The sequence below is a fragment of the Thalassospira sp. TSL5-1 genome (genome assembly GCF_001907695.1).
GTDB lineage: Bacteria > Pseudomonadota > Alphaproteobacteria > Rhodospirillales > Thalassospiraceae > Thalassospira.
Map to the genome: position 1 here is coordinate 707,808 of NZ_KV880638.1, position 20,752 is coordinate 728,559.

Genomic DNA, 20,752 nt, shown 5'->3' on the forward strand with positions numbered 1-20,752 from the left:
TTTTCTGGCTTTTCTGGTCATTTGGTCAGGGCTTTGTATTGGTCGTTTACCGTGATGGCGATTTGCCGCCATGTTTCCAGTCTGTTGGTTTTGTCAATTTCGGCGAGATAGGCCATATCGATCTGCTCGGCGAAGGGTTTGGCCCGTTTTTCATTGTTGATGTCACGGCATAAAAGCTGGGCGACATAAATGGCGGCAAGGGGTGTCATGGTGCGTTCTGGCACCCGCGATGGGGTGTGATGGAAGGCAACAGACTGCACGACCGGCCCGGGAAAGCCCCATAACCCCAAAAGATATGCGCCGATTTCAGGGTGGGCCGCCCCGAACTGTTCGGTTTCGGCATCAATGATCGAGATGTTTTCGCTTTCCACCCGTGCCATAACGTCCTGCATCTCGTCGGGTTTGTTCATCATCAAAACCAGGCTGCCGATATGGCTTAACATTCCTGCGGATGGCACCATCAGTGTAATTTGTTTGTCCAGTCCTTCTGCCTCGGCAATCAGGGCGGCGGTAACGCCGATTTGCTGGCTGCGATGGCAAAGCCGTTTCAGGCGCGTGGTTACATGTGACGGCCCCGTGAAACTTTGAAACAGGCCAATAAACAGCGCCAGGGATTTCAGGGTATCCATGCCGATCATGCGAATGGCGTGGGAAACCGAACTGATTTTTTGTGTAATCGCGAAATAGGCCGAGTTGGTCAGTTTTAAGACTTCGGCTGTTAGCGCAATATCGGCCGAAACAATGGCGGTAATTTTGTCATTGCCGGCCATCGGGTCTTCCAGGGCTTCGACCAGCCGCATATAGGTGTCAGGCGGGGAGGCAATGGCATCAATACCCGACATCAAGGCGCGCAGGGCCGGCCTTTGCAACATGTCCTTCAGTTCAAGGGCGTGTTCTATTGTGCTGACCAGCAATTCTTCGTCACAGGGTTTGGCCAGATATTGGTGGGCCGGGCCGACGGTGCGCAAAATCGCCTCGTCTTCGGCAAAACCGGAAAGAATGATGCGCGTTGTGGCCGGATGGGAAATGCGGATTTTCTCCAGCAGGGCGGAGCCATCCATGCTGGGCATGCGCATATCGCTTACCACGACATCCATATCGGTGCTGTCACATATTTCCAGTGCCATTTTGCCGCTGGTGGCAAAATGGGTTTTCCATGCCGGCCGCCGGGCGTGAAGCCGACGGCGTAATCCGTTCAGTATGTTTTCGTCATCATCGACGAACAGCACTCTATCCATTTGTTGGCCCTGCCAAACACTGCATCCTGTCCTTGAGTATTTGGGGTTTCGCGGTACAGAAAAAAAGGAAGGGCAATGGAAATACTGACTTTGCCGTATATGTTAAATTTTCGCCTTATGGATGTTTTTTTGTTGTAGTTGTTAATTATTGGTTGAAATCACATCAAATGCAAGGAAAAGGCGGGGAGAAAGCCGATACAGCCAAGCCTGACATGGTACGACAAAGGCGCCCGAAGGCGCCTTTGAAACCGTTAGAAAACACGGGGAATTATCGAAAATCTTTGACAGTTGCCAAAAACGGCGATGCTGGAAATCAGCTGCGGTAATCGGCATTAATGGAGATATAGCCATGCGTCAGATCGCAGGTCCAGACCGTGGCACTGCCATTGCCAAAACCAAGATCAACGTCAATATCGACATATTGCCCTTTGATATGGGCAGTGACCGGGGCTTCATCAAAATCGGCAACACGTTCGCCCTTGTGGGCCAGCGGAATGCCGCCGATGGATACGGTCAGTTTGTAGGGGTCGGCCATCACACCGCATTTGCCAACTGCCATAACGATACGGCCCCAGTTGGCGTCTTCACCGGCAATGGCGGTTTTCACCAGCGGGGAATTGGCAATGGCCTTGGCAGCAATTTTGGCTTCGGCGTCATTGAGTGCCGAGGTGACATTGACGGTGATGAATTTGCTGGCCCCTTCGCCATCCCTCACGATCTGATGGGCAAGATCGACCAGCACGGCTTCCAGTGCGGTTTTGAAACCGGCCAGGTCCGCACCATCGGGATCATCAAATTCCGGGTTGCCCGCCACACCGGTTGCCGCACACAGCAGCGTATCGGATGTGGAGGTGTCGCTATCCACCGTAATGGCATTAAAGCTGCGGCCATTGCAGTCCGCCAGCATTGCCTGAAGGGTGGCATGCGGGATATTGGCATCGGTAAAGACGAAGGCCAGCATGGTTGCCATGTTGGGTTCGATCATGCCTGACCCCTTGGCAATACCGGCGATTTTCACAACCTTGCCACCAATTTCGGCGCTGGCGGTTGCCCCTTTGGCAAAGGTGTCGGTGGTCATGATGGCGCGGGCGGCATTGCTCCAGGTGGCGGTTTCTTCCAGCATGGCGGGCAGGGCATCGGTAATGCGGTTCGCCGTGGCGGGTTCGCCGATCACACCGGTGGAGGCGGTGAAAACCTCGTTCTTTTCGCAAGACAGAAGCGCGCTGGTGGCGGCAACCTCGTCGGCGACAAACTGTTCACCTGCCTTGCCTGTAAAGGCGATCGAATTGCCCGCATTGACCAGAAACGCCCGGGCCTTGCCCCCGCGCAGGGCTTCGCGGCCCCAGCGCACAGCGGCCGATGCCGTGGTCGATGTGGTGAAAACAGCGGCAACACTGGTGCCTTCGGCCAGTTCGGCCAGCAGCACATCCGGGCGCCCCTTATAGCGAATGCCAAGGGTGGCGGTGTGCAGTTTCACGCCGTCAATTTCGGGCAGGTCGGGAAAAGAAGCCGGGGCAAGCGGTGAAACGGAATGTGCAGCCATGTGTATAATGTCCCTTGTCTGGCCGGTTATTGCCGGCAATGCGAATTTGGTTGCCAGTATGCGTTAGTAACCAAAGGGCTGTCTTGTATAAAAAACGGGGCCGGCCCTTGGGCCAACCCCGTTTCATCGTCTGCAATAAAGCCAATCGGGTGCCTTATGGCACGCGCGCTGGCTTATTTGCTTTCTTTGGCTTCCGGGGTTTCCAGGGTGTTGTCGATTTTCGCATCGGCGCGAAGATCGGCAATGATTTTCTTATAGGCTTCCTGGGTCATTTCGGCGGCCAGCTCGTTACGCTTTTCTTCAAAGGTCGGCTGTTCGCCTTTTTTGGTTTCTTCCACCTTGATCACATGCCAGCCAAACTGGGTTTTGACCGGTTCTTTGCTGTAGGTGCCCGGTTCCATTTTGAAGGCGGCATCGGCAAATTCCGGGACCATCTGTTCGTGGGTGAAAAAGCCCAGATCACCGCCATTGGGGCCGGACGGACCGGTGGATTTTTCTTTTGCCAGTTCGGCAAAATCGGCACCACCATCCAGTTCCTTGATCACGGCTTTTGCGTCATCTTCGGTTTTCAGCAGGATGTGACGGGCGTGAACCTCGTTTTCCGGCTCGTTGGTTTTGACGAATTCTTCATAGCGTTTTTTAACCGCATCTTCGGTGACGATCTTGTCGATCTGACGGTCAAGATAGGTTTCGGCAACGATGCGGCGCTTCATGGCGGCAACACGTTCCTTGACCTCTTTGTCGTCATTCAGACCGGATTTTTCGCCCGCCATTGTCAACAGACGCTGGCTGATTTCGCGGTCCAGCAGCATCGGTTTCAGGGCTTCAAACGGATACTGGCGGTATTGTGCCGGAAGACCCTGCTGCGTTGCACGGACTTCGGATTCCATGATTTTTTCGCCGTTGACGGTTGCCAGAACCTTGTCTTGAGCGGGGGCGGAATCCTGCGCCAAGGCCGGTGATGCAAGAAGGACCGAGGCCAGCGAGGCAGCAAGAAGGGTTTTACGCAGCATGTTTTCTCCAGATTTATTGATTTCGGGGCCAGTACGGCCCTGTTCCTGATATCCTACGGATAAATCATATCCTTTACCACGGCACAAGAGCCAGCCCGCTGATGTCTCGGTTTTTTCCGGCTGACTGACAGAAACGTGATAATGCGACAGCTATTTCGCCCTTCCTATCGGCATAATGCGGCAATTTAAGGGAGGTTACGTGCCAATAGGGTGTATTTCAGGCCGTTTTTCCGTATTCAGGCCTGCATATCGAGCAGGACTTCGCCCGTGGTGCCCACACTGCCATCATCCCTTACAAACTCTCCTTTTGCGGCCAGGGTGCCGCCAATCAGGCGTTGGGATAAGGGGGTAATCGCGGAAACACGAATGCTGGTAATGCCTTCGTCGGCAAGGCTTGATTGTGAACCATCGGCATGCAGCAGGATCAGTGACGAAAAGACCTTGTCCTGCGCATCAATGCTGCCATCGCCATTATCGTCATAGGTTGCCAGTTCGGCAAAGCCGTCTTTGGCCCCATTCTGGTCGCCAAACAGTTCTTTGCCATCATCGATTTTGCCGTTTTTGTTTTTATCCAGGGCCAGCAGGGCATCCTTGCCGGTAATCCAGGCAGCGCGGTCTTTGCGGCCATCACCATCCAGGTCAAAAATCGCCCTGTCGCGCAGGCTGGTAATATCGATGCCGTTGCCATCTAGGTCTAAAATCAGCGGGTCCTGCTGGGTGACATTGCTGATTTCCATACGAATCTGCTCAATGCGCAGTTGGAAATCGGTCACGGAAACGCCGGTTATGGTGCCATTTTGGCTGGTCATTTGCAGGTCGGTTTGGCTGAAATTGATTTCGATGCTGCTGGCAATCAGTGACAGGTTACGGTCCTGCAGGTCAAAATTGCGCAAGGAGGCTTGAAGATCGTCCGGGTTTGCGACGTTGCTGGCGGTGTCTGAAAGTTGCTGCGCCATTTCGCGGGCCTTGTCGAGCGGGATGCCCAGCATGGTAAAGATGATCAATACGTCGCGACTCATGCGGCTGGACGCATCATCGATCACGCCGCTGCCACTGACCGACATGGGGCGCATTTGTGATACGGACGATGCTATTTCAGCACGGACCGATGCTTCCAGTTCGCGCAGGCTGGGATGGCTGCCAGGATTGCTGCCGGAACTACCACCGGTTTGCTGCTGGCGGGCTGTCTGGCCGCGGGAAACAAGATTTTCGCGTGTTGCGGTGACGCTGCTGGTAAGCTGTTCGATGCCTTTTTTTGCCCCCTGTGGAGGCATAAGAAGGGCGTTTGCGCGGCTTTGAGCCGCGCTGTGAATGCCAAGAGATGTCATAGGCTGTCTCCATTGTGACAGCGTTACGGGAAAAGGCGGTTCAGGCTGTTACGTCGGATGTTTGGGCATCCGGTGTCACCTTGACCTTTTCACCATCGGGTATATGGAATGTTGGCGAATTGCCGTCATTCCCGGCACGTCCCAGCGGCATTAACAGGTCGATGCTCAGGTTCAGTACAGGACGATCCACGCCATTTGTATCGGGCTGCATCATTTCCTGAACATTGCGGACGATGACCGCAGCCTGCTTCATGATTTGTGCATGAAGGTCGTTGGCCTGTTTAAGGGCCAGATCGGCGGCACTGGGGGCGTTGGATGCTGGCTGGTTTGCCGCATCGGTGTTTGTGGTGCCGTCAGGATTTTTATCCTTGTTGGCAGCCCGGGTGGCGGCACTGGAATCGCCAGTGGTTTTTTCCAAAAGATCCTTGATGAAATCGGCAACGCCGCTGTCATTCATGTCAAACAGCAGGCCGCCCTGGTCCGCCCCGGCCTGTTGGCCCAAGCTATTGACAAGGTTGTTGCCACCCAGCGCATCCAGCGCGGTGTTAAACGCATTCATCACGGATGCTCCGCTATTGCCTGTGGCAACAACGGCCATACGCGAAACTTCCAGCTTTTTGGAACTGTAGCTAAATGAAAAATCGCCCGAGTTTTTATCGATGCTGATATTAAGCGAATGGGCGGCATAGACGTCCGACGTGCTGTAACCTGTCGCGGCGGAATTGCCGTCGCTATAGGCAACTGCGGCCTGGGAATGAGACGCAACTGCCTGCTGGAAAGAAAAATCAAAGCTGGATGATTTCGCGGCCTGATCCTTGATATTTGTAAACAGGCTTTCGGTTGCTACTTTGGCGGCTTCGTCGCTCATGCCTGTCAGCGCAAACATCTCGGTCACGTTGTCGCGTATTTTTTCCAGCGCCATTGAAAGGGCGTCTTTGCCCAGCCCGCTGGCTGCAACCTGTTTGCCGGTATCGGGTTTGCCTGCCTTGTCACTGTCCTTAACGGCATCCAGGGCACGGGGCGACAGTGAAACATTGTCAGCCGATTGCTGTGCCGGGCGACCAAGCTGTGATCCTGCACCGGATTCGGCGCCGTGCCCCTTGGCAAAGCGGGGGTCGGTTGTCGGGATTGAGGCCGCGCGAAGCGGGCCGAACGCGGATATGTCCGCCATAGTATCCTCCTCCTGAGGCATGCAGTCGCCGGGATTTGGCCGTTTTCCGATCACGCGACATGCTTGGGCTACTTGCCCGAATATCAAAAATGTAAGGGTGACACCCTATGGTTTTATCATAAAACGTTTTTGCGCGTCGCTCAAGGGCCAAAAACAGGGATGTTTGACAGGGAATGACACGAATGTGTGCATTACAAATGCAAGTTAGGTGTTCGTTCCGTTGACAGATCAAAGTCAGGGTTCTATCTGTGATCGGGCCCGGTATTATCCCGGAACCCGTCTGTTTGTTATTTTCATTTTATCCAGGAACGTTTTAATGCTCGGCGTCATTGCCCGGAAAATTTTCGGTTCAGCTAACGATCGTGAAATCAAAGCCCTTCGGGCCACGGTCGAGCAAATCAACGCCTTGGAACCCGAGGTCGAGAAACTGTCTGACGAAGATCTGCGCGCCCGCACCGATTGGCTGCGCGATCGTCTCAAAAATGGCGAGACTCTTGCCCAGGTTCTGCCCGATGCCTATGCCACCGTCCGCGAAGCGGCAAAGCGCGTGCGCGGCGAACGTCATTATGATGTGCAGATGACGGGCGGTATCGTTCTCAATGATGGCAAAATTGCCGAAATGAAAACCGGTGAAGGTAAAACGCTGGTTTCCACCCTGCCGGTTTATCTGAACGCGCTTGAAGGCAAGGGTGTTCATGTGGTGACGGTCAACGATTATCTCGCACGCCGCGACGCCGAATGGATGGGGCAGGTTTACGGTTTCCTTGGCATGTCGGTGGGTGTGATCATGCACGGCATGACCGACGACCAGCGCCGGGCGGCCTATCGGTGTGATATTACCTATGCCACCAATAACGAACTGGGCTTTGACTATCTGCGCGATAACATGAAATTCCGTCTGGAAGACATGGTTCAGCGCGAATTCAACTATGCCATCGTTGACGAAGTTGACTCGATCCTGGTTGATGAAGCCCGGACCCCGCTGATCATTTCCGGCCCCGCTGAAGACAGTTCCGCCATGTATCAGGCGGTGGACCAGCTTATTCCCAAGCTGAAAGACGAAGATTACGAAAAAGATGAAAAAGCCCGTGCCGTTACCCTGACTGAAGAAGGGACGGAGCATGCCGAACAGTTATTGAAAGAAATGGGAATCCTGACCGAAGGAACCCTTTATGACATCAATAACATTCATCTGGTGCATCACACCAACCAGGCCTTGCGGGCACACAAGCTGTTCCAGCGCGATACCGACTATATCGTCAAGGACAACAAGGTTGTCATCATTGACGAATTTACGGGTCGCATGATGGAAGGCCGTCGTTATTCGGATGGCCTGCACCAGGCGCTGGAAGCCAAGGAACGGGTTGAAGTCCAGAACGAAAACCAGACCCTGGCCTCGATCACCTTCCAGAACTATTTCCGTCTGTATCCGAAGCTGGCCGGCATGACCGGTACGGCCATGACCGAAGCCGAGGAATTTGAAGAAATTTACGGCCTGAAGGTTGTTGAAATTCCGACCCATCGTCCGATTGCCCGTAAGGATTATGACGACGAGATTTATCGGACCGCCGCCGAAAAATGGGAAGCGATTGCCGATCTTCTGGTGGAATGCCACGGTCGTGGTCAGCCGGCCCTGGTGGGCACGGTGTCGATTGAAAAATCGGAAATGCTGAGTGCGCTGTTGAAAAAGCGTAACATTCCACATGAAATTCTGAACGCCAAGCAGCACGAACGTGAAGCCTATATCGTGGCCCAGGCCGGTGCGCCGGGCGCGATCACGATTGCCACTAACATGGCCGGTCGCGGGACGGACATCAAGCTGGGCGGTAACGTTGAAATGCGGGCCGAACTGGAATTGGTCGATGTCGAGGATTCCAAGCGCGAAGCCGGTATTGCGCGCCTGCGTGAAGAAGTCCTGGCAGACCAGCAAAAGGTCCATGAAGCTGGTGGCCTGTTTGTGATCGGTACCGAACGCCACGAATCGCGTCGTATCGACAACCAGTTGCGCGGCCGTTCCGGTCGTCAGGGTGACCCGGGGGCATCGAAATTCTTCCTGTCGCTGGAAGATGACCTGATGCGCATTTTTGGGTCCGAGCGCATGGATAGCATGCTGCAAAAGCTGGGTCTGGAAAAAGGCGAAGCCATTTACCATCCCTGGATCAACAGGGCGCTGGAAAAAGCCCAGCAAAAGGTTGAGGGCCGCAACTTCGACATTCGTAAGAACCTGTTGAAATTTGACGATGTCATGAATGACCAGCGTAAGGTTATTTATGATCAGCGCCGCGATTTGATGCAGGCCAAGGATGTGGCCGAAGACGTTGCCGAAATGCGTTCCGAGGTGATCGAGGGCTTGGTGGAACGTCATTGCCCGGAAAAGGTTTATCCGGAACAGTGGGAAGCCAAATCCCTGCATGAAGAATGCCTGCGCCTGTTCGGCCTTGATCTGCCGGTCGAAGACTGGATCAAGGAAGAAGGCATTGATCCGTCGATGGTACATGAGCGCATTGCCAAGGCTGTCGAGTCCAAAATGGCATCCAAGGTTGCCAATTATGGGGCAGATATCATTCGACAGGTTGAAAAAAGCCTGCTGCTGCAATTGCTTGACCAGTCCTGGAAAGAGCACCTTTTGGCGTTGGACCATTTGCGTCAGGGCATTGGTCTTCGGGCCTATGGTCAGCGCGACCCGCTGAACGAATTCAAGCGCGAAGCCTTTAACCTGTTTGAAGAGATGCTGGGAATGCTGCGCGAACGTGTGACGCAAATGCTTTCGCATGTTGAATTGCAGTCCGCCCCGCGCCCCGAGGATCTCGAGCCGCGCCAAACGCAGGAAATGCACGAGAACCATCCGTCGCCTGAAAGCGACCCGACGGCCGCAACCGCCGCCGAGGAACGGGTGCAGGAAACCGTGCAGTCCCGTCAGGCCGGTGGCACGGTGGACCCGAACAACCCTGCAACCTGGGGCCGCGTTTCGCGCAATGCACCGTGCCCGTGTGGGTCGGGCAAAAAATATAAACATTGCCACGGTCAGGTTTCGTAAGATCCGGCTTGTGAAATGAACGAAAAAACGCGCTGCCTTGTGGGGAGCGCGTTTTTTTGTGTCTTGATTTACGGTGCCTGGATTATTTCGCTACCTTGATGGGGGCGACCTTTGCCAGAAACTGGTCAATCGGCTTTGTCACACGCGCATCGCCGGTTAAAAATGTGCCCAGGGCCACCACCGTGCCGACATGGCTCATATCGGGGATTTTAACCAGTGTAGCGTTGGGGGCCAATTTGGCCAGGCGGATGGAATTGCGCGGCAAAACCGTGTGGTCAGCTTCTCCGGTGATCAGCAATAGGGGCGGCATGGTCGCGAGGTCCTGATTGACCGGCTGGCTTTCCCTTCCCGGCGTGTCGTCAAAGGCGGAACGGGTGCTTTCTACATCATAGGGATAAAAATCATAGGGCCCGGACAGGCCGATGATGCCAGCGATATCATCGCGGGTTAAGCCGACCTTTTGCAGAAAGGTTTGCCGTGCGACAAGCTGCATGGCGTTATAGGCTCCGGCACTATGCCCGGCCAGTATCAGTTTTTGTCCACTGATATCGGCAGGATGTTCCTGGGCAAAGGCCTTTGCAGTTTTGACTGCCTGTGCGCTGTCCTGAACGAAGGCCGGGTACGTCACCTTGGGGGCCAGCCGGTAATCGGGGATGGCAACGGCATAGCCCATGTCGGTAAATCGTTTTGCAACAAAGGCATATTTGGCCTTGTCGCCCGACCGCCACGCGCCGCCATAAAACCAGATCATTAACGGTGCCGGGCGCTGTGCCCTGGTTGGCAGGTAAATATCCATTTTTTGCCGGGCATCGGGGCCATAGGGCAGGTCGGTTATGGCCGGTTTGATGTCACCGGCCTGCAGGCTGTTAAAGGCACCAAGACGGTCACATCCGGCAAGCAGCAGGGTCGCCATCAGGGCGTTGGAGGCAAGAACAAGCAAACGGGGACGGGGCATGGCAGACTTCATGGTTATGGATTTGTTTTATATACGCGAAAAATCATTAAAAGGATTGCATCCCCTCTTGGCGCGGCATCGTCGGCACGATAAAACCGTGTCATGACAGTTCAAAAACCAGATAGCGGCTGCATGTCAGTCGATTTGCGTCAGGGCCGCGTTCCTGAACGTACCGTATTTGTCAGTGCCGTGGCACTGGTTGATATTGATCACCGTGTGCTGATTGCGCAGCGTCCGGAAGGCAAATCCATGGCCGGGCTGTGGGAGTTTCCCGGGGGTAAGGTTGAACCCGGTGAAACCCCGGAAATGGCCCTGGTGCGCGAGCTGAAAGAAGAGCTTAATATTGACATTACCGAAAGCTGCCTGGCCCCTTTTACCTTTGCCTCTTTCACCTATGACGATTTTCATCTGATGATGCCGCTTTATTTATGCCGTGTCTGGAAAGGCGAAATTCGCCCGATGGAAGGCCAGCAGGTGAAATGGGTGCGTCCGGTACGCCTGGGCGATTATCCGATGCCACCGGCCGATGTGCCCCTGGTGGCGATGCTGCGCGACTTTTTGTAAGGTTTGTCTTGTCTGCTGTGCTGCGCTGGTCCCGGCATGGTGATTTTCATAGAATGAGGGTGTTATGTCCAAAACCGTTCGTGCCTGTTTGCTGATTATTGGCAATGAAATCCTGTCGGGCCGCACCCATGATAAAAACCTGCCCTATCTGGCCGAACAGTTAAACGACCTGGGCATTCGCCTGGCCGAGGCACGGGTTATTCCCGATATTGCCCAAATCATAATCGATACGGTGAATGAATGCCGGGCAAAGTTTGATTACGTTTTCACCACGGGCGGCATTGGCCCGACCCATGACGATATTACATCCGACTGTATTGCCGAAGCCTTTGGCGTGCCGCTGGATTTGAATGATGAAGCCGTCAAATTGCTGCGCAGCAATTATGCCAACCCGGATGTGGACCTGAATGAAGCCCGTTTGCGCATGGCACGCATCCCGCGCGGGGCAGAACTGGTTGATAACCCGGTCAGCAAGGCGCCGGGCTATCGCATGGAAAATGTTTATGTCATGGCTGGTGTGCCCATGATCATGCAGGCCATGTTCCAGGGCATTAAACACCAGCTTGTGGGCGGCCGCCCGATGATGTCGCGCTCCGTTGGCGGTTATATTCCCGAAGGCACCATTGCCGAGGCTTTGGGCAAAATTCAGGATGAATTCAAAAATACTGATATAGGGTCTTATCCCTTCTTGCGGGAGGGCCGGCTTGGGACCACATTGGTGGTACGGGGCGAGGAACAGGCGGATGTCGATGCCGCCATTGTGCGGATTACCGATGCGATTATTGGTTTTGGTCGTGAAGTGATTGCCGAAGACGATGCCTCATAACCGCCCGGGGGCGTGATTGGCCTGTCCGGCATCAGCGAGGTTTGCAGCATGATACAGGAAAAGCCCGGTTTCGGGCAGAGGTCGAAAAAACCAGGCGATGAATGGAAAATCGTCAAATTCATGCTGACCCACATGATGTATGGCGGTGTTGGATCGGTCGTTTTTGGGGTGCTGGTGCTTTATTTCGATATTGGCGGCATCTGGACTCTCGCATCCGCCTCGCGCGATACACTGATTTTTATCTTTTTGCTGTTTTTTGGCATGTTCATCACCTTTGGCGGTATCAGCATGGGGGCCGGGGTGATGATGCTGGGTGGTTTTTCCGACAATGACGACTATGACGATGAACGTCGTTATAATCACAAGGATGACGACGCAAACTGATGTGTTTGCGTCATTTTATGTGCCTGTTACGGGCGGTCGCCACCGGCCTTTTTGCGGACGAAATGGGCAATCACCATGCCGACAATCCAGCAGACCAGCGGTACGGAAAAGATATAGTCAAACATCGGGTCGCTGGTGTCGCCTTGGGTGATCATGACGATATAACCCACCCAGCACGCGGTTAGCAGATAGCCCATGATTTTGAAATAATGGCCGTTTGGCAGTTTCTTGTCCTGGGTGTCGGGTTTTTGTCCGGCCGGTTCGCCTGTCATTTTGTCTTTCCCTGATGTTTTAAAGACGCCAAGTCGCGCTGGCGGTTATCTGTTATCTGTCCAGCGTGACGTCGCGCGGGTTGATGCGGTCCTGCCAGCCGTGGCGCACCAGTTCGGGTACGACATTATCCTCTTCCGGGTAGCCGATGCACAAATAGGCAATCAGCCGCCAGTGTTCTGGCACATCAAGCACCTGTTGCACCACATTGGGTTCCAGAATACTGACCCAGCCCATGCCAATGCCCTTGACCCTTGCGGCCAGCCATAAAAGCTGCACGGCGGCAACGGCGGAATAATCCAGCATTTCCGGCATGGTTTTGCGGCCAAGGCCCATGCCGGCTTCGGTTTCTTCGTCGGCAAAAACGGCCAGCTGCACCGGGGCCTGGTCCATGCCCTGCAATTTCAGCGAGGCGTAAAGTTTTGCCCTCTCGCCTTCATAATCATTCAGCGCCTGCTGGTTGGCGCGTTCAAAACTGTCGCGAATGGCGCGGCGGCGTTCGGGGGTGTTGACCTTTACAAAACGCCAGGGCTGGCAATTGCCAACCGAGGGGGCCAGGCAGGCTTCGGCAATCAGGCCGTCAATATCGGCTTCGGGGATCGGATCGGTGCGAAAGCGCCGCACGTCGCGCCGCCATAACAGCAAATCAATAAATTGCTGCTGAAAGGACTGGTCAAAGACCGGCGGTGTGAGCTGGTTGCTGCCTGTGGGGTTGGCGTCTGCTCTACTGGCCGAATCGTGTGGGATTTTAGTGCTTTCGGTTTCGGTCATGCAGGATACCTAAAGGGTAAATCATGTCTTGTCGCACCCTAGGGGCTTTTGCCCGTCATGAGAAGCCGTGAGTTTCGATTTATCGCCAGCCGTGCCATCCATTTCACAGCTTTGTCGTTAGAATGGCATGGATAACGAGCGGGCTTTGGTGACTTACATATTGAAACTGATGGTGACAAGGCCAGAAAGCGGGTCTTTGTCGGTTTGATCAAAGGTCAGCGTCTGATTGATTTCCAGGCCAACATGACCAGCAAAGTCCGTCCAGTAATGATCAAATCCCCCCCCCAGTTTGACGGCATCATTATCGCGTTCGGTATTAAGGAAAGGCTGAATGGTGCCGTAGTCTCGCGGCAGGGTGGTGGAAAATCTCAATTCTCCCTTAACCCCTTCATAGGGGTCTGTTCCCGGGTTGAATTCGCGAAATGCCTGTAAGGACGCATTTAACGAAAACGGGCTAAAGGCATAGTCGGTGCCAGTATAATAGCGCCGGGTCTGATCGCGGCCAAAGCCTTCATTCAGAACCGACATGGTCTGGTTTTCGCCAAAGAAGGGGGTAAAGATATGTTCACCCATCTCGATGCGATAGCGGGCTTCGGCCTCGGAATCAAACAGGGTTGATGTTGCAACATGGCCCGAGACAATTTCGCCATTTGGCGAGAAATGCTTGCCATAAGATTCGCGTGCGCTGATCAAATTGCCCTTTAGGCGCAGGCTTAGGGGTGTTTGGCCCAAATTCTGTTCGGCATCAAACCCAAGTGAGCCGGAATAGGTCATGCTGGAGCTGGTATTTTCGTAACTGCTGGCAAGGCCGGTGCGGGTGATGTCGCTGCTGCCAATGCCCAGGCTGCCATTGAGTTTCAGCCAGTCCGTCATGCGGGTGAGAAAATAGGGGGAAAAGGTGACATTGTTTTCCCGATACAGCGTCTGGCGGGCGGCAATGTCGCTGGCGGTGCTGCCCCAGCCCAGCGCAAGGCCGATGATGGTCGATGTATCAACCCGGTAATCCACCCCGGTATCAACGGCAATCACATCACCATTCAGCCCGGGGTTAAAGCCGTCATCGGCAACGCGGTTATCAATGTTTTGACGTGTGCCATGCACCCAGATGCTGATGGCCCGTTCGGTGGCCCGATCCTGCGTGGGGAAAGAGCCATTGGCGCTGTCAAAGTCAATTCGTTCGGCAAGGGACCCCAGCGCATCACGGCCGCTGTAGCTTTCGATTTGAGAGGCGACCTCGGTGCCCATTGCCAGGGCGCCGGGCGGCTGTTCGCTGGCGGGTTTGCTGTCATCAAGAAACAGCGGTTGCAGGGTGTTATTGACCAGAGTGCCGTCCAGCCGGTCGGACAGGCGGTCAAGATGCCCCAGCCGGTTTTGCGTGCGTGTCATGGTTTCGGTGCGCAGGATCGGGGATTCGATGGTGCGCAGGTTTTTGTCCTGGGCGGCAAAGGCGCGATTGATCCACGGCGGAACACCCCTGTCGGGCGACAGGGTTGAAACGGCAAAGCAGGCTGTGCCGATGGCTATGATGCTCCAGCGCAGTGTCATTGTTTTTGTGTCTCGGCTCGCGGTTATCGGCAAAATGCCGCCCGTCATTGGTGCTGCCGGTTGGTTCTGGCAGCGAAATTCTTGAAATTGTCTGGGGTCTTTGCCCCATTTTGATAGCTGCTATCATTTTGGTGATAGCTTAGGGGAGTTACCGAATGATAAATCCCTGCAATAGAATGTTGCGTCCTGCGCAAAGGCGCGCTAGAAACCTGTCCTGTCTTTGGGGCGTTTCGTCCCCTGGCTTTTCTGCCAAGTTCTTGCGGGCGTGGCGAAATTGGTATACGCAGCGGACTTAAAATCCGCCGGTCCTAACAGACCTTGCCGGTTCAAGTCCGGCCGCCCGCACCATCTTTTTTTCTTCCCGTCGCTGGTTTTACCGTCTCCTTTGGATAAAACGCCTGTTGGCTGTTGGGCCGATTCGCGGTTTTTGTGGTGCTCCGGCTGATCCGGGGGCATGTGACTGAGCATTCCCAAAATCGTTTGCGGGTCTGCACAGGACACACAAATTTCGCGTTTGGCGGTTTCATCGAAACGCCAACGCGACGGTTTCTTCCCAAAAATTGCCTGCCTATATTATTGTGCGCCATCTGCAATGGCGGCTTTATCGTGGCGGGATTATTTGCGCCCGCCATTGACAGGCAAATGTGGCGGCGGAGCACGGTCCCCCTGGAACGCATTGTTTTCCACACCACATGATGCAAGGACCGATGCGGTACCTTGCAGGTTGCAAACCGGGTTTATTCGGTTCATTTGCAAATTAACAGATATGTCGCGATGCGGAAAGTTGCAATCGCCCCACTTTGCAAGTGTGGCAGATTTACCGGATGTAAAGGCGTTGCGCGTCACTGTGCCGGGAAAAGGGGATGATAACAGGGGTGCCGACACGACAATGGCGGAAAATGACGACGATCAGCTGCGTAAAAAAGAACGGTTTGGCAAATATGTTGCGCCCGAAGAACGGGCGACCAATGTCGTGCGCCAGTTGGATGATTTTTTACGCAAAGGCCCCAAAAGCGGGCTGAAATATACCCGCTGGCAACAATTGGCATGGTATGAAGTTGTTGATGAGATCAAACGGGCCGAGGCCGCCCAAAAAGGACAGGACAGCCTGGCCAAGGCCGCCTTCCTAAGTCTTGCTATCGGGTTTGGCACCATCGGGTTTTGGGGCCTGGTCTTGTTGGCGGGAACCCGTTTGGGGTTTGTGGCTGCCGGGGTTATTCTGGTGGCCGGGCTTGTGATCTGGCGGGCGCTGGCAAAGGCCAACTGGTTGAAATAGGCGAGAAGAATGAATAGTGACGCAGCCGAAACCCTTGCCATTCAGGCCATTGCCTTCGTTGCGGGCGATGAAGAATTGTTACAGGGGCTGTTGATGCAGACCGGCATGGATTTGAACGATTTGCGCGCCGGGATTGGCAACCGCGATGTGCAGCGTGGCGTGCTGGAATTTTTGTTATCCCACGAACCGTTTTTAATGCGCCTGGTCGAGGCAATTGATTGCCGCCCGGAAATGCCGGCACAGGCGCATATGGTTTTGTCCGGCGGGCCGATCTGGCAGGATTAAACCTGCTTTGTTTTGCGGCCTTCGCGCCAAGAGCCAGAATGGGGACCGCCATGCAGGTACGTCGCATCGTTGCCAATATTGCCTCACCGGATTTGGAAAAGGCTGCGGCCTTTTATCGTGATATTCTGGGGTTGGATATTTTGATGGATCACGGCTGGATCGTGACATTTGGCAATCAGGCCCGTATGACGGTGCAGCTTAGCATCGCAAGCGAAGGGGGTGCTGGCACCCCGGTTCCCGACCTGTCCATTGAGGTTGACGATATTGCGGAAGCCGAGCGCCGTGTTCGTGCTGCCGGTATTGTGCCGGAATACGGGCCGGTGACTGAAAGCTGGGGCGTGCGCCGGTTCTTTGTCCGCGACCCGTTTGGTCGTTTGCTCAATATTTTGTCGCACGCCGGTTAGACAGCCGCTTCTTGCTTTTGATGCCTGCCGGGGTAAGAAGGTAGCCAGTCGGGCACCGGCTGCCCTGTTTTATCCTGTTTTATTGCGCATCATCATTTGCGCCACGATGCTCCAGGATTTGGTCAATCAGGCCCCATTCCAGCGCCTGTTCGGCGGTCATAAAGCGGTCGCGGTCAAGCGTGCGTTCAACTTCCCCAGTGCTGCGGCCGCAATGTTTGGCATAAAGGGCAATCACGCGCTGTTTGGTCAGGCGCATTTCTTCAGCATGGATCAGCACATCCGATGCCTGGCCCTGAAAGCCGCCCAGGGGTTGATGGACATGCAGGCTGGCATTGGGCAGGGCGGCCCGATGGCCCGGTTCACCCGCCATTAACAGGAACGATCCCATTGACCGCGCGGTGCCCATGCACAGGGTATGAACCGGCGATTTGATGTAGCGCATGGTGTCGTACATTGCCATGCCGCTTGTGATGACCCCGCCCGGAGAATTGATGTAAAGGTGGATTGGTTTTTGGGAATTTTCCGCTTCCAAAAACAAAAGCTGTGCACAGATCAGCGATGAGATCGTGTCATTCACTTCGCCATTGAGAAAGATGATGCGTTCGCGCAACAGGCGGGAATAAATATCAAAGGATCGTTCGCCCGCGCTGGTTTGTTCAACCACCATCGGGATTAACTGCATCATGTTACACATGTCCGGGCTCCGGGTTTAGGGCAGGGTGGACTAAGTGGGATCAGGCGGCACACATCATTTCAGGCATATTGCTGTTGGCGGCTTTGGGGATTGGGGTGAATCTTGCATCCGTCAGGTCGTGAATGATGCGAAGATGCGTGCTGTTTTCCCCTGTTGGTGTCAGGCGGAACGTGACAATGCTGTTCAGGTAGGGTGGGGCGGTGTCGCGCATTTGATAGGTGACTTCCTTGCCGGGAATGGCTCGCACCGGTTTGGCATGGCGCAAATTTTCTCCCGGTAGCCAGCTTTCGCGAATTTCGGCAATGTTGATCGCCCGCCAGACCTTTTCGCTTGGTGCATCAAGGCTGTATTCCAGCTCCAGACGGTGCGCCGAGGCGTGTTTTTCGGTTTTGGATGTGTTGCTTTTGCTGTTTTTGTGGTCAGTCACTGGTCCATCTCCTTTAGGGTTTTGCGCAGCGCGTCCACCCGGTCCGGCCAGAAGGTGCTGTATCGGGCCACCCATTGCACAATCATGTCCAGTCCTTCGGGGGTGATCCGGTAGTTTACGAACCGTCCCCGGCGTTCTTCCTGCACAAGCCTGGCATCGCGCAATACCGCCAGATGTTGTGACATGGCAGGCTGGCTTATAGGGATGCCTTCGCGAAGCGCACTGGCATTCATGCCATTGGCATTGGCGAGTTTTTCAAAAATGATCCGCCGGGTCGGATCGGCGAGGGCCTTGAATATGTGATTTTCCATCATGCAAACACATAAGCACACACTTATGTGTTTGTCCAAGCCAATTTATGATACCCGTGTCATGGCGCGTCAGCAGGACATGAAAAAGGCGCGAACCCAAAGGATTCGCGCCCGAAATCGCTTCTGCGATATCTTTTACCCGGTAACGGGCAGGTGATTTTGCCTAAAACAGGGTATCAAGCGGTGCTGTGCCATAGCCATAAACCCACACCAGCAGGGCCGCGCCCAGGATGATGCGGTAAATGGCAAAGGGCGTGAAGCTGGCGCGCTTAAGCCAGGACATGAGCACCGCAATCGTGATTAGCGCGGTAATGAAGGAAAACCCGATCGCCATCATGACTTCGCGGTTCAGCTGCATATTGCCGGCCTTATGCAGGTCCAGCCCGGCCAGAAGACCGGCCCCGAGAATGACGGGAATCGACATCAGCATGGAAAACTGCGCGGCGTCGGAGCGTTCATAGCTCATGAAGCGAGCTGCCGTCATGGTGATGCCCGACCGGCTGACACCGGGGATCAGGGCAATAACCTGTGCCAAGCCAATAACAATGGAACTGGCCCAGCCCATATGCTCGATCCGGTTGATCGTCATGCCGACCTTGTCGGCCACCCACAGGATGATACCAAAAACAAGGGTGGTCCAGGCGATGATCTCGACGGAGCGCATCTGTTCTTCGATGCCGGATTCCTTGAGATAAAAGCCAACCGCCACCACTGGAATGGTCGCGACAATAATATGTAATGCCATGCGGGCGCCCGGCGTCATGCGGCCGGTAAACAGGCGGAAAAAGCCAATGATCATGGCCAGAACATCGCGCCAGAAATAGATCAGAACCGCAAGCAGCGTTCCGACATGAACAGAAACATCCAGCAAAAGGCCCTGATCGGCGGCGCCGGTAATGGCGGGGGTCAGAACAAGATGGCCAGATGAGCTGATGGGCAGGAATTCAGTGATACCCTGAACGACTGCAAGAAGGATTATGTGCTGAAGAGTCACACCTGCCTCGGTGCTGATTTTTGAAAGGAGATTGTGCTTATAGCAGCTTGTTTTCTCTAGGCGAATAACTGAATTAGTACCATTTTGGTACTAATTAAACTTTTGAGACAGCCGGAAGGGACCGTAAAACCCTAGCATTTGTCAGGCTTTTTTGTTAAATTGGTCAATAATATTGACCTATCGTGAATTTTGTGCTGGATTCTCTTTCCGTCGGCAGGTATATAAAAGCCCACTCCCGCAACAAAACAGCTTTTTTGGGGACCTCAATGACAGAAAAGATGCTCAAATTTGTCCATCTTGAACAAAAATATCCTCAGAAGCGTGAAGCTGCTGAACGCCGGACGGATTTTGACGAAATTTATTCCGGTTTCGAGCCCGAGGCTGCAGCCGATCAGGCCGCGCGCTGCTCGCAGTGTGGCGTTCCGTTCTGCCAGGCGCATTGCCCGCTTTATAATAATATTCCCGATTGGTTGCGCCTGACCACCGAAGGCCGGATGGAAGAGGCCTATGCCATTTCATCGGCAACCAACAACCTGCCGGAAATTACCGGCCGAATTTGCCCGCAGGACCGCCTGTGTGAAGGCAATTGCGTGATCGAACAATCCACGCACGGGGCCGTGACCATCGGCTCGGTTGAAAAATACATTACCGATACCGCCTTTGAAAAGGGCTGGGTCAAGGCCCCGGTGCCGGGCAAGGAAAACGGCATGTCGGTGGGCATCATCGGTGGTGGCCCTGCCGGGATGGCGGCAGCCGAACAGCTGCGCATTAAAGGATATGAAGTCCATATCTATGACCGTTATGACCGTATGGGCGGGCTTTTGGTTTATGGTATTCCGGGCTTCAAGCTGGAAAAACATATCGTTGAACGCCGCATCAAGCTTCTTGAGGAAGCTGGCATTGTCATGCACACCAATTTTGAGGTGGGCCGGGATGCCTCGTTAGAGGAACTGCGCCGTAAACATGACAGTGTTTTGATCGCAACGGGCGTTTACAAGGCGCGTGACCTTAAGGTGCCGGGTATTGGCCTTAAAAACATTTATCCGGCGCTGGAATATCTGACCACGTCGAACCGTCATGGCCTGGGCGATAGTGTGCCGGCTTATGAAGACGGCACGCTGAATGCCAAGGACAAGCATGTTGTTGTCATTGGCGGTGGCGATACCGCAATGGATTGCGTGCGTACTGCGATCCGCCAGGGGGCGAAGTCGGTGAAGTGCTTGTATCGCCGTGACCGCGCCAATATGCCCGGTTCGCAGCGCGAAGTAGCCAATGCCGAGGAAGAAGGTGTTGAATTTGTCTGGCTGACCAACCCGGAAGCCTTTGTCGGTGATGACACCAAAATTACCGGTGTGCGCGCCGTGAAAATGCGCCTGGGGGCACCCGATGCCGGTGGTCGCCAAAGCCCGGAAATTATTGAAGGGTCGAGCTATACGATGGAAGCCGACATGGCGATCCTCGCCCTTGGCTTTGAACCCGAAGACCTGCCGACCCTGTTTGAAGCCCCGGAACTGGGTGTTTCACGCTGGGGTACCGTGAAGATCGATTTCCGTTCGATGATGACCAACCTGGATGGCGTTTTTGCCGCTGGGGACATTGCACGGGGTGCGTCGCTGGTGGTTTGGGCGATCCGTGATGGTCGCGATGCTGCCGATCGCATTGACGAATATTTGCTGGCGCGGAAAGAAGCTGCCGCCTAAGCCCGCTGCCGCATTT

General features: G+C 54.6%; 21 protein-coding genes and 1 tRNA gene. 9 read left to right on the forward strand and 13 right to left on the reverse strand.

Annotated elements, in window-relative coordinates:
* Positions 1–17: 17 nt before the first annotated feature.
* From LF95_RS12770 to LF95_RS12795, 5 genes are all read right to left on the reverse strand, one after another.
* Complete coding sequence (locus LF95_RS12770) at positions 18–1,238, reverse strand: response regulator (protein WP_073955455.1); 1,221 nt, start codon at positions 1,236–1,238, stop codon at positions 18–20.
* Between the two features lie 313 nt (positions 1,239–1,551).
* Positions 1,552–2,781, reverse strand: a complete 1,230-nt coding sequence (gene argJ / locus LF95_RS12780; protein WP_073955457.1) for a bifunctional glutamate N-acetyltransferase/amino-acid acetyltransferase ArgJ — start codon at positions 2,779–2,781, stop codon at positions 1,552–1,554.
* Between the two features lie 173 nt (positions 2,782–2,954).
* On the reverse strand, positions 2,955–3,794 hold the full coding sequence (locus tag LF95_RS12785) for a peptidylprolyl isomerase (RefSeq protein ID WP_073955458.1): 840 nt from the start codon (positions 3,792–3,794) through the stop codon (positions 2,955–2,957).
* A gap of 236 nt (positions 3,795–4,030) precedes the next feature.
* Positions 4,031–5,122: an EF-hand domain-containing protein gene (locus tag LF95_RS12790; protein ID WP_073955459.1), complete on the reverse strand. Its 1,092-nt coding sequence runs from the start codon at positions 5,120–5,122 to the stop codon at positions 4,031–4,033.
* Positions 5,123–5,162: 40 nt separating this feature from the next.
* A complete protein-coding gene (locus tag LF95_RS12795) occupies positions 5,163–6,293 on the reverse strand; it encodes a hypothetical protein (protein ID WP_073955460.1) in 1,131 nt (376 codons plus the stop codon).
* 316 nt (positions 6,294–6,609) lie between these two features.
* On the opposite strand from LF95_RS12795, the gene secA reads away from it, so the two are divergent.
* Positions 6,610–9,330 carry a preprotein translocase subunit SecA gene (gene secA / locus LF95_RS12800; RefSeq protein WP_073955461.1) on the forward strand — a complete coding sequence of 907 codons (2,721 nt, stop codon included), beginning with the start codon at positions 6,610–6,612 and terminating at the stop codon, positions 9,328–9,330.
* Positions 9,331–9,412: 82 nt separating this feature from the next.
* On the opposite strand, the gene LF95_RS12805 is transcribed toward secA, so the two are convergent.
* On the reverse strand, positions 9,413–10,285 hold the full coding sequence (locus LF95_RS12805; protein ID WP_073955462.1) for an alpha/beta hydrolase: 873 nt from the start codon (positions 10,283–10,285) through the stop codon (positions 9,413–9,415).
* Positions 10,286–10,417: 132 nt separating this feature from the next.
* Between LF95_RS12805 and mutT the strand changes: the two genes are divergently transcribed.
* The 3 genes from mutT (at position 10,418) to LF95_RS12820 (ending at position 12,059) form a co-directional block, all read left to right on the forward strand.
* A complete protein-coding gene (gene mutT / locus LF95_RS12810) occupies positions 10,418–10,849 on the forward strand; it encodes an 8-oxo-dGTP diphosphatase MutT (RefSeq protein WP_073955463.1) in 432 nt (143 codons plus the stop codon).
* Between the two features lie 64 nt (positions 10,850–10,913).
* Positions 10,914–11,675 (forward strand): competence/damage-inducible protein A, encoded by a 762-nt coding sequence (locus tag LF95_RS12815; protein ID WP_073955464.1) that lies wholly within the window; start codon positions 10,914–10,916, stop codon positions 11,673–11,675.
* Positions 11,676–11,723: 48 nt separating this feature from the next.
* A complete protein-coding gene (locus tag LF95_RS12820) occupies positions 11,724–12,059 on the forward strand; it encodes a hypothetical protein (RefSeq protein ID WP_073956253.1) in 336 nt (111 codons plus the stop codon).
* Positions 12,060–12,085: 26 nt separating this feature from the next.
* Here LF95_RS12820 and LF95_RS12825 read toward each other — a convergent pair whose 3' ends face one another.
* The 3 genes from LF95_RS12825 to LF95_RS12835 form a co-directional block, all read right to left on the reverse strand.
* Complete coding sequence (locus LF95_RS12825; protein WP_073955465.1) at positions 12,086–12,331, reverse strand: hypothetical protein; 246 nt, start codon at positions 12,329–12,331, stop codon at positions 12,086–12,088.
* 52 nt (positions 12,332–12,383) lie between these two features.
* Positions 12,384–13,100, reverse strand: coding sequence for a 5,6-dimethylbenzimidazole synthase (gene bluB, locus LF95_RS12830; protein ID WP_073955466.1), 717 nt, complete (start codon positions 13,098–13,100; stop codon positions 12,384–12,386).
* Between the two features lie 153 nt (positions 13,101–13,253).
* Positions 13,254–14,645: an autotransporter domain-containing protein gene (locus tag LF95_RS12835; protein ID WP_143182034.1), complete on the reverse strand. Its 1,392-nt coding sequence runs from the start codon at positions 14,643–14,645 to the stop codon at positions 13,254–13,256.
* Positions 14,646–14,904: 259 nt separating this feature from the next.
* Here LF95_RS12835 and LF95_RS12840 point away from each other — a divergent pair.
* The 4 genes from LF95_RS12840 to LF95_RS12855 all read left to right on the forward strand — a co-directional run bounded on the left by LF95_RS12840 (position 14,905) and on the right by LF95_RS12855 (position 16,610).
* Positions 14,905–14,993, forward strand: a tRNA-Leu gene (locus tag LF95_RS12840).
* Between the two features lie 436 nt (positions 14,994–15,429).
* A complete protein-coding gene (locus LF95_RS12845; protein ID WP_252509750.1) occupies positions 15,430–15,921 on the forward strand; it encodes a phosphatidylethanolamine N-methyltransferase family domain-containing protein in 492 nt (163 codons plus the stop codon).
* Positions 15,922–15,930: 9 nt separating this feature from the next.
* The gene (locus tag LF95_RS12850; RefSeq protein WP_073955469.1) at positions 15,931–16,206 is read left to right on the forward strand and encodes a DUF3572 domain-containing protein; all 276 of its coding nucleotides are present in this window, start codon (positions 15,931–15,933) and stop codon (positions 16,204–16,206) included.
* A 50-nt stretch (positions 16,207–16,256) separates the two neighbouring features.
* The gene (locus tag LF95_RS12855) at positions 16,257–16,610 is read left to right on the forward strand and encodes a VOC family protein (RefSeq protein WP_073956254.1); all 354 of its coding nucleotides are present in this window, start codon (positions 16,257–16,259) and stop codon (positions 16,608–16,610) included.
* A gap of 79 nt (positions 16,611–16,689) precedes the next feature.
* On the opposite strand, the gene LF95_RS12860 is transcribed toward LF95_RS12855, so the two are convergent.
* From LF95_RS12860 to LF95_RS12875, 4 genes are all read right to left on the reverse strand, one after another.
* Positions 16,690–17,304 (reverse strand): ATP-dependent Clp protease proteolytic subunit, encoded by a 615-nt coding sequence (locus LF95_RS12860; RefSeq protein WP_073955470.1) that lies wholly within the window; start codon positions 17,302–17,304, stop codon positions 16,690–16,692.
* A gap of 40 nt (positions 17,305–17,344) precedes the next feature.
* A complete protein-coding gene (locus LF95_RS12865) occupies positions 17,345–17,731 on the reverse strand; it encodes an SRPBCC family protein (RefSeq protein ID WP_215905681.1) in 387 nt (128 codons plus the stop codon).
* The gene (locus LF95_RS12870) at positions 17,728–18,045 is read right to left on the reverse strand and encodes an ArsR/SmtB family transcription factor (RefSeq protein ID WP_073955471.1); all 318 of its coding nucleotides are present in this window, start codon (positions 18,043–18,045) and stop codon (positions 17,728–17,730) included. Before LF95_RS12870 ends, LF95_RS12865 begins: the two co-directional genes overlap by 4 nt.
* A 160-nt stretch (positions 18,046–18,205) precedes the next feature.
* The gene (locus LF95_RS12875; RefSeq protein ID WP_073955472.1) at positions 18,206–19,036 is read right to left on the reverse strand and encodes an undecaprenyl-diphosphate phosphatase; all 831 of its coding nucleotides are present in this window, start codon (positions 19,034–19,036) and stop codon (positions 18,206–18,208) included.
* A 266-nt stretch (positions 19,037–19,302) separates the two neighbouring features.
* Here LF95_RS12875 and LF95_RS12880 point away from each other — a divergent pair, with 266 nt between their 5' ends.
* Positions 19,303–20,736, forward strand: coding sequence for an NAD(P)-dependent oxidoreductase (locus LF95_RS12880; RefSeq protein ID WP_073955473.1), 1,434 nt, complete (start codon positions 19,303–19,305; stop codon positions 20,734–20,736).
* The last annotated feature ends 16 nt before the right edge of the window (positions 20,737–20,752 follow it).

Excerpts from the sequence above, each read along its gene's own strand:
- LF95_RS12770 (WP_073955455.1), bottom strand. The coding sequence starts at position 1,238 with ATGGATAGAGTGCTGTTCGTCGATGATGACGAAAACATACTGAACGGA.
- argJ (WP_073955457.1), bottom strand. The coding sequence starts at position 2,781 with ATGGCTGCACATTCCGTTTCACCGCTTGCCCCGGCTTCTTTTCCCGAC.
- LF95_RS12785 (WP_073955458.1), bottom strand. The coding sequence starts at position 3,794 with ATGCTGCGTAAAACCCTTCTTGCTGCCTCGCTGGCCTCGGTCCTTCTT.
- LF95_RS12790 (WP_073955459.1), bottom strand. The coding sequence starts at position 5,122 with ATGACATCTCTTGGCATTCACAGCGCGGCTCAAAGCCGCGCAAACGCC.
- LF95_RS12795 (WP_073955460.1), bottom strand. The coding sequence starts at position 6,293 with ATGGCGGACATATCCGCGTTCGGCCCGCTTCGCGCGGCCTCAATCCCG.
- secA (WP_073955461.1), top strand. The coding sequence starts at position 6,610 with ATGCTCGGCGTCATTGCCCGGAAAATTTTCGGTTCAGCTAACGATCGT.
- LF95_RS12805 (WP_073955462.1), bottom strand. The coding sequence starts at position 10,285 with ATGCCCCGTCCCCGTTTGCTTGTTCTTGCCTCCAACGCCCTGATGGCG.
- mutT (WP_073955463.1), top strand. The coding sequence starts at position 10,418 with ATGTCAGTCGATTTGCGTCAGGGCCGCGTTCCTGAACGTACCGTATTT.
- LF95_RS12815 (WP_073955464.1), top strand. The coding sequence starts at position 10,914 with ATGTCCAAAACCGTTCGTGCCTGTTTGCTGATTATTGGCAATGAAATC.
- LF95_RS12820 (WP_073956253.1), top strand. The coding sequence starts at position 11,724 with ATGATACAGGAAAAGCCCGGTTTCGGGCAGAGGTCGAAAAAACCAGGC.
- LF95_RS12825 (WP_073955465.1), bottom strand. The coding sequence starts at position 12,331 with ATGACAGGCGAACCGGCCGGACAAAAACCCGACACCCAGGACAAGAAA.
- bluB (WP_073955466.1), bottom strand. The coding sequence starts at position 13,100 with ATGACCGAAACCGAAAGCACTAAAATCCCACACGATTCGGCCAGTAGA.
- LF95_RS12835 (WP_143182034.1), bottom strand. The coding sequence starts at position 14,645 with ATGACACTGCGCTGGAGCATCATAGCCATCGGCACAGCCTGCTTTGCC.
- LF95_RS12850 (WP_073955469.1), top strand. The coding sequence starts at position 15,931 with ATGAATAGTGACGCAGCCGAAACCCTTGCCATTCAGGCCATTGCCTTC.
- LF95_RS12855 (WP_073956254.1), top strand. The coding sequence starts at position 16,257 with ATGCAGGTACGTCGCATCGTTGCCAATATTGCCTCACCGGATTTGGAA.
- LF95_RS12860 (WP_073955470.1), bottom strand. The coding sequence starts at position 17,304 with ATGTGTAACATGATGCAGTTAATCCCGATGGTGGTTGAACAAACCAGC.
- LF95_RS12870 (WP_073955471.1), bottom strand. The coding sequence starts at position 18,045 with ATGATGGAAAATCACATATTCAAGGCCCTCGCCGATCCGACCCGGCGG.
- LF95_RS12880 (WP_073955473.1), top strand. The coding sequence starts at position 19,303 with ATGACAGAAAAGATGCTCAAATTTGTCCATCTTGAACAAAAATATCCT.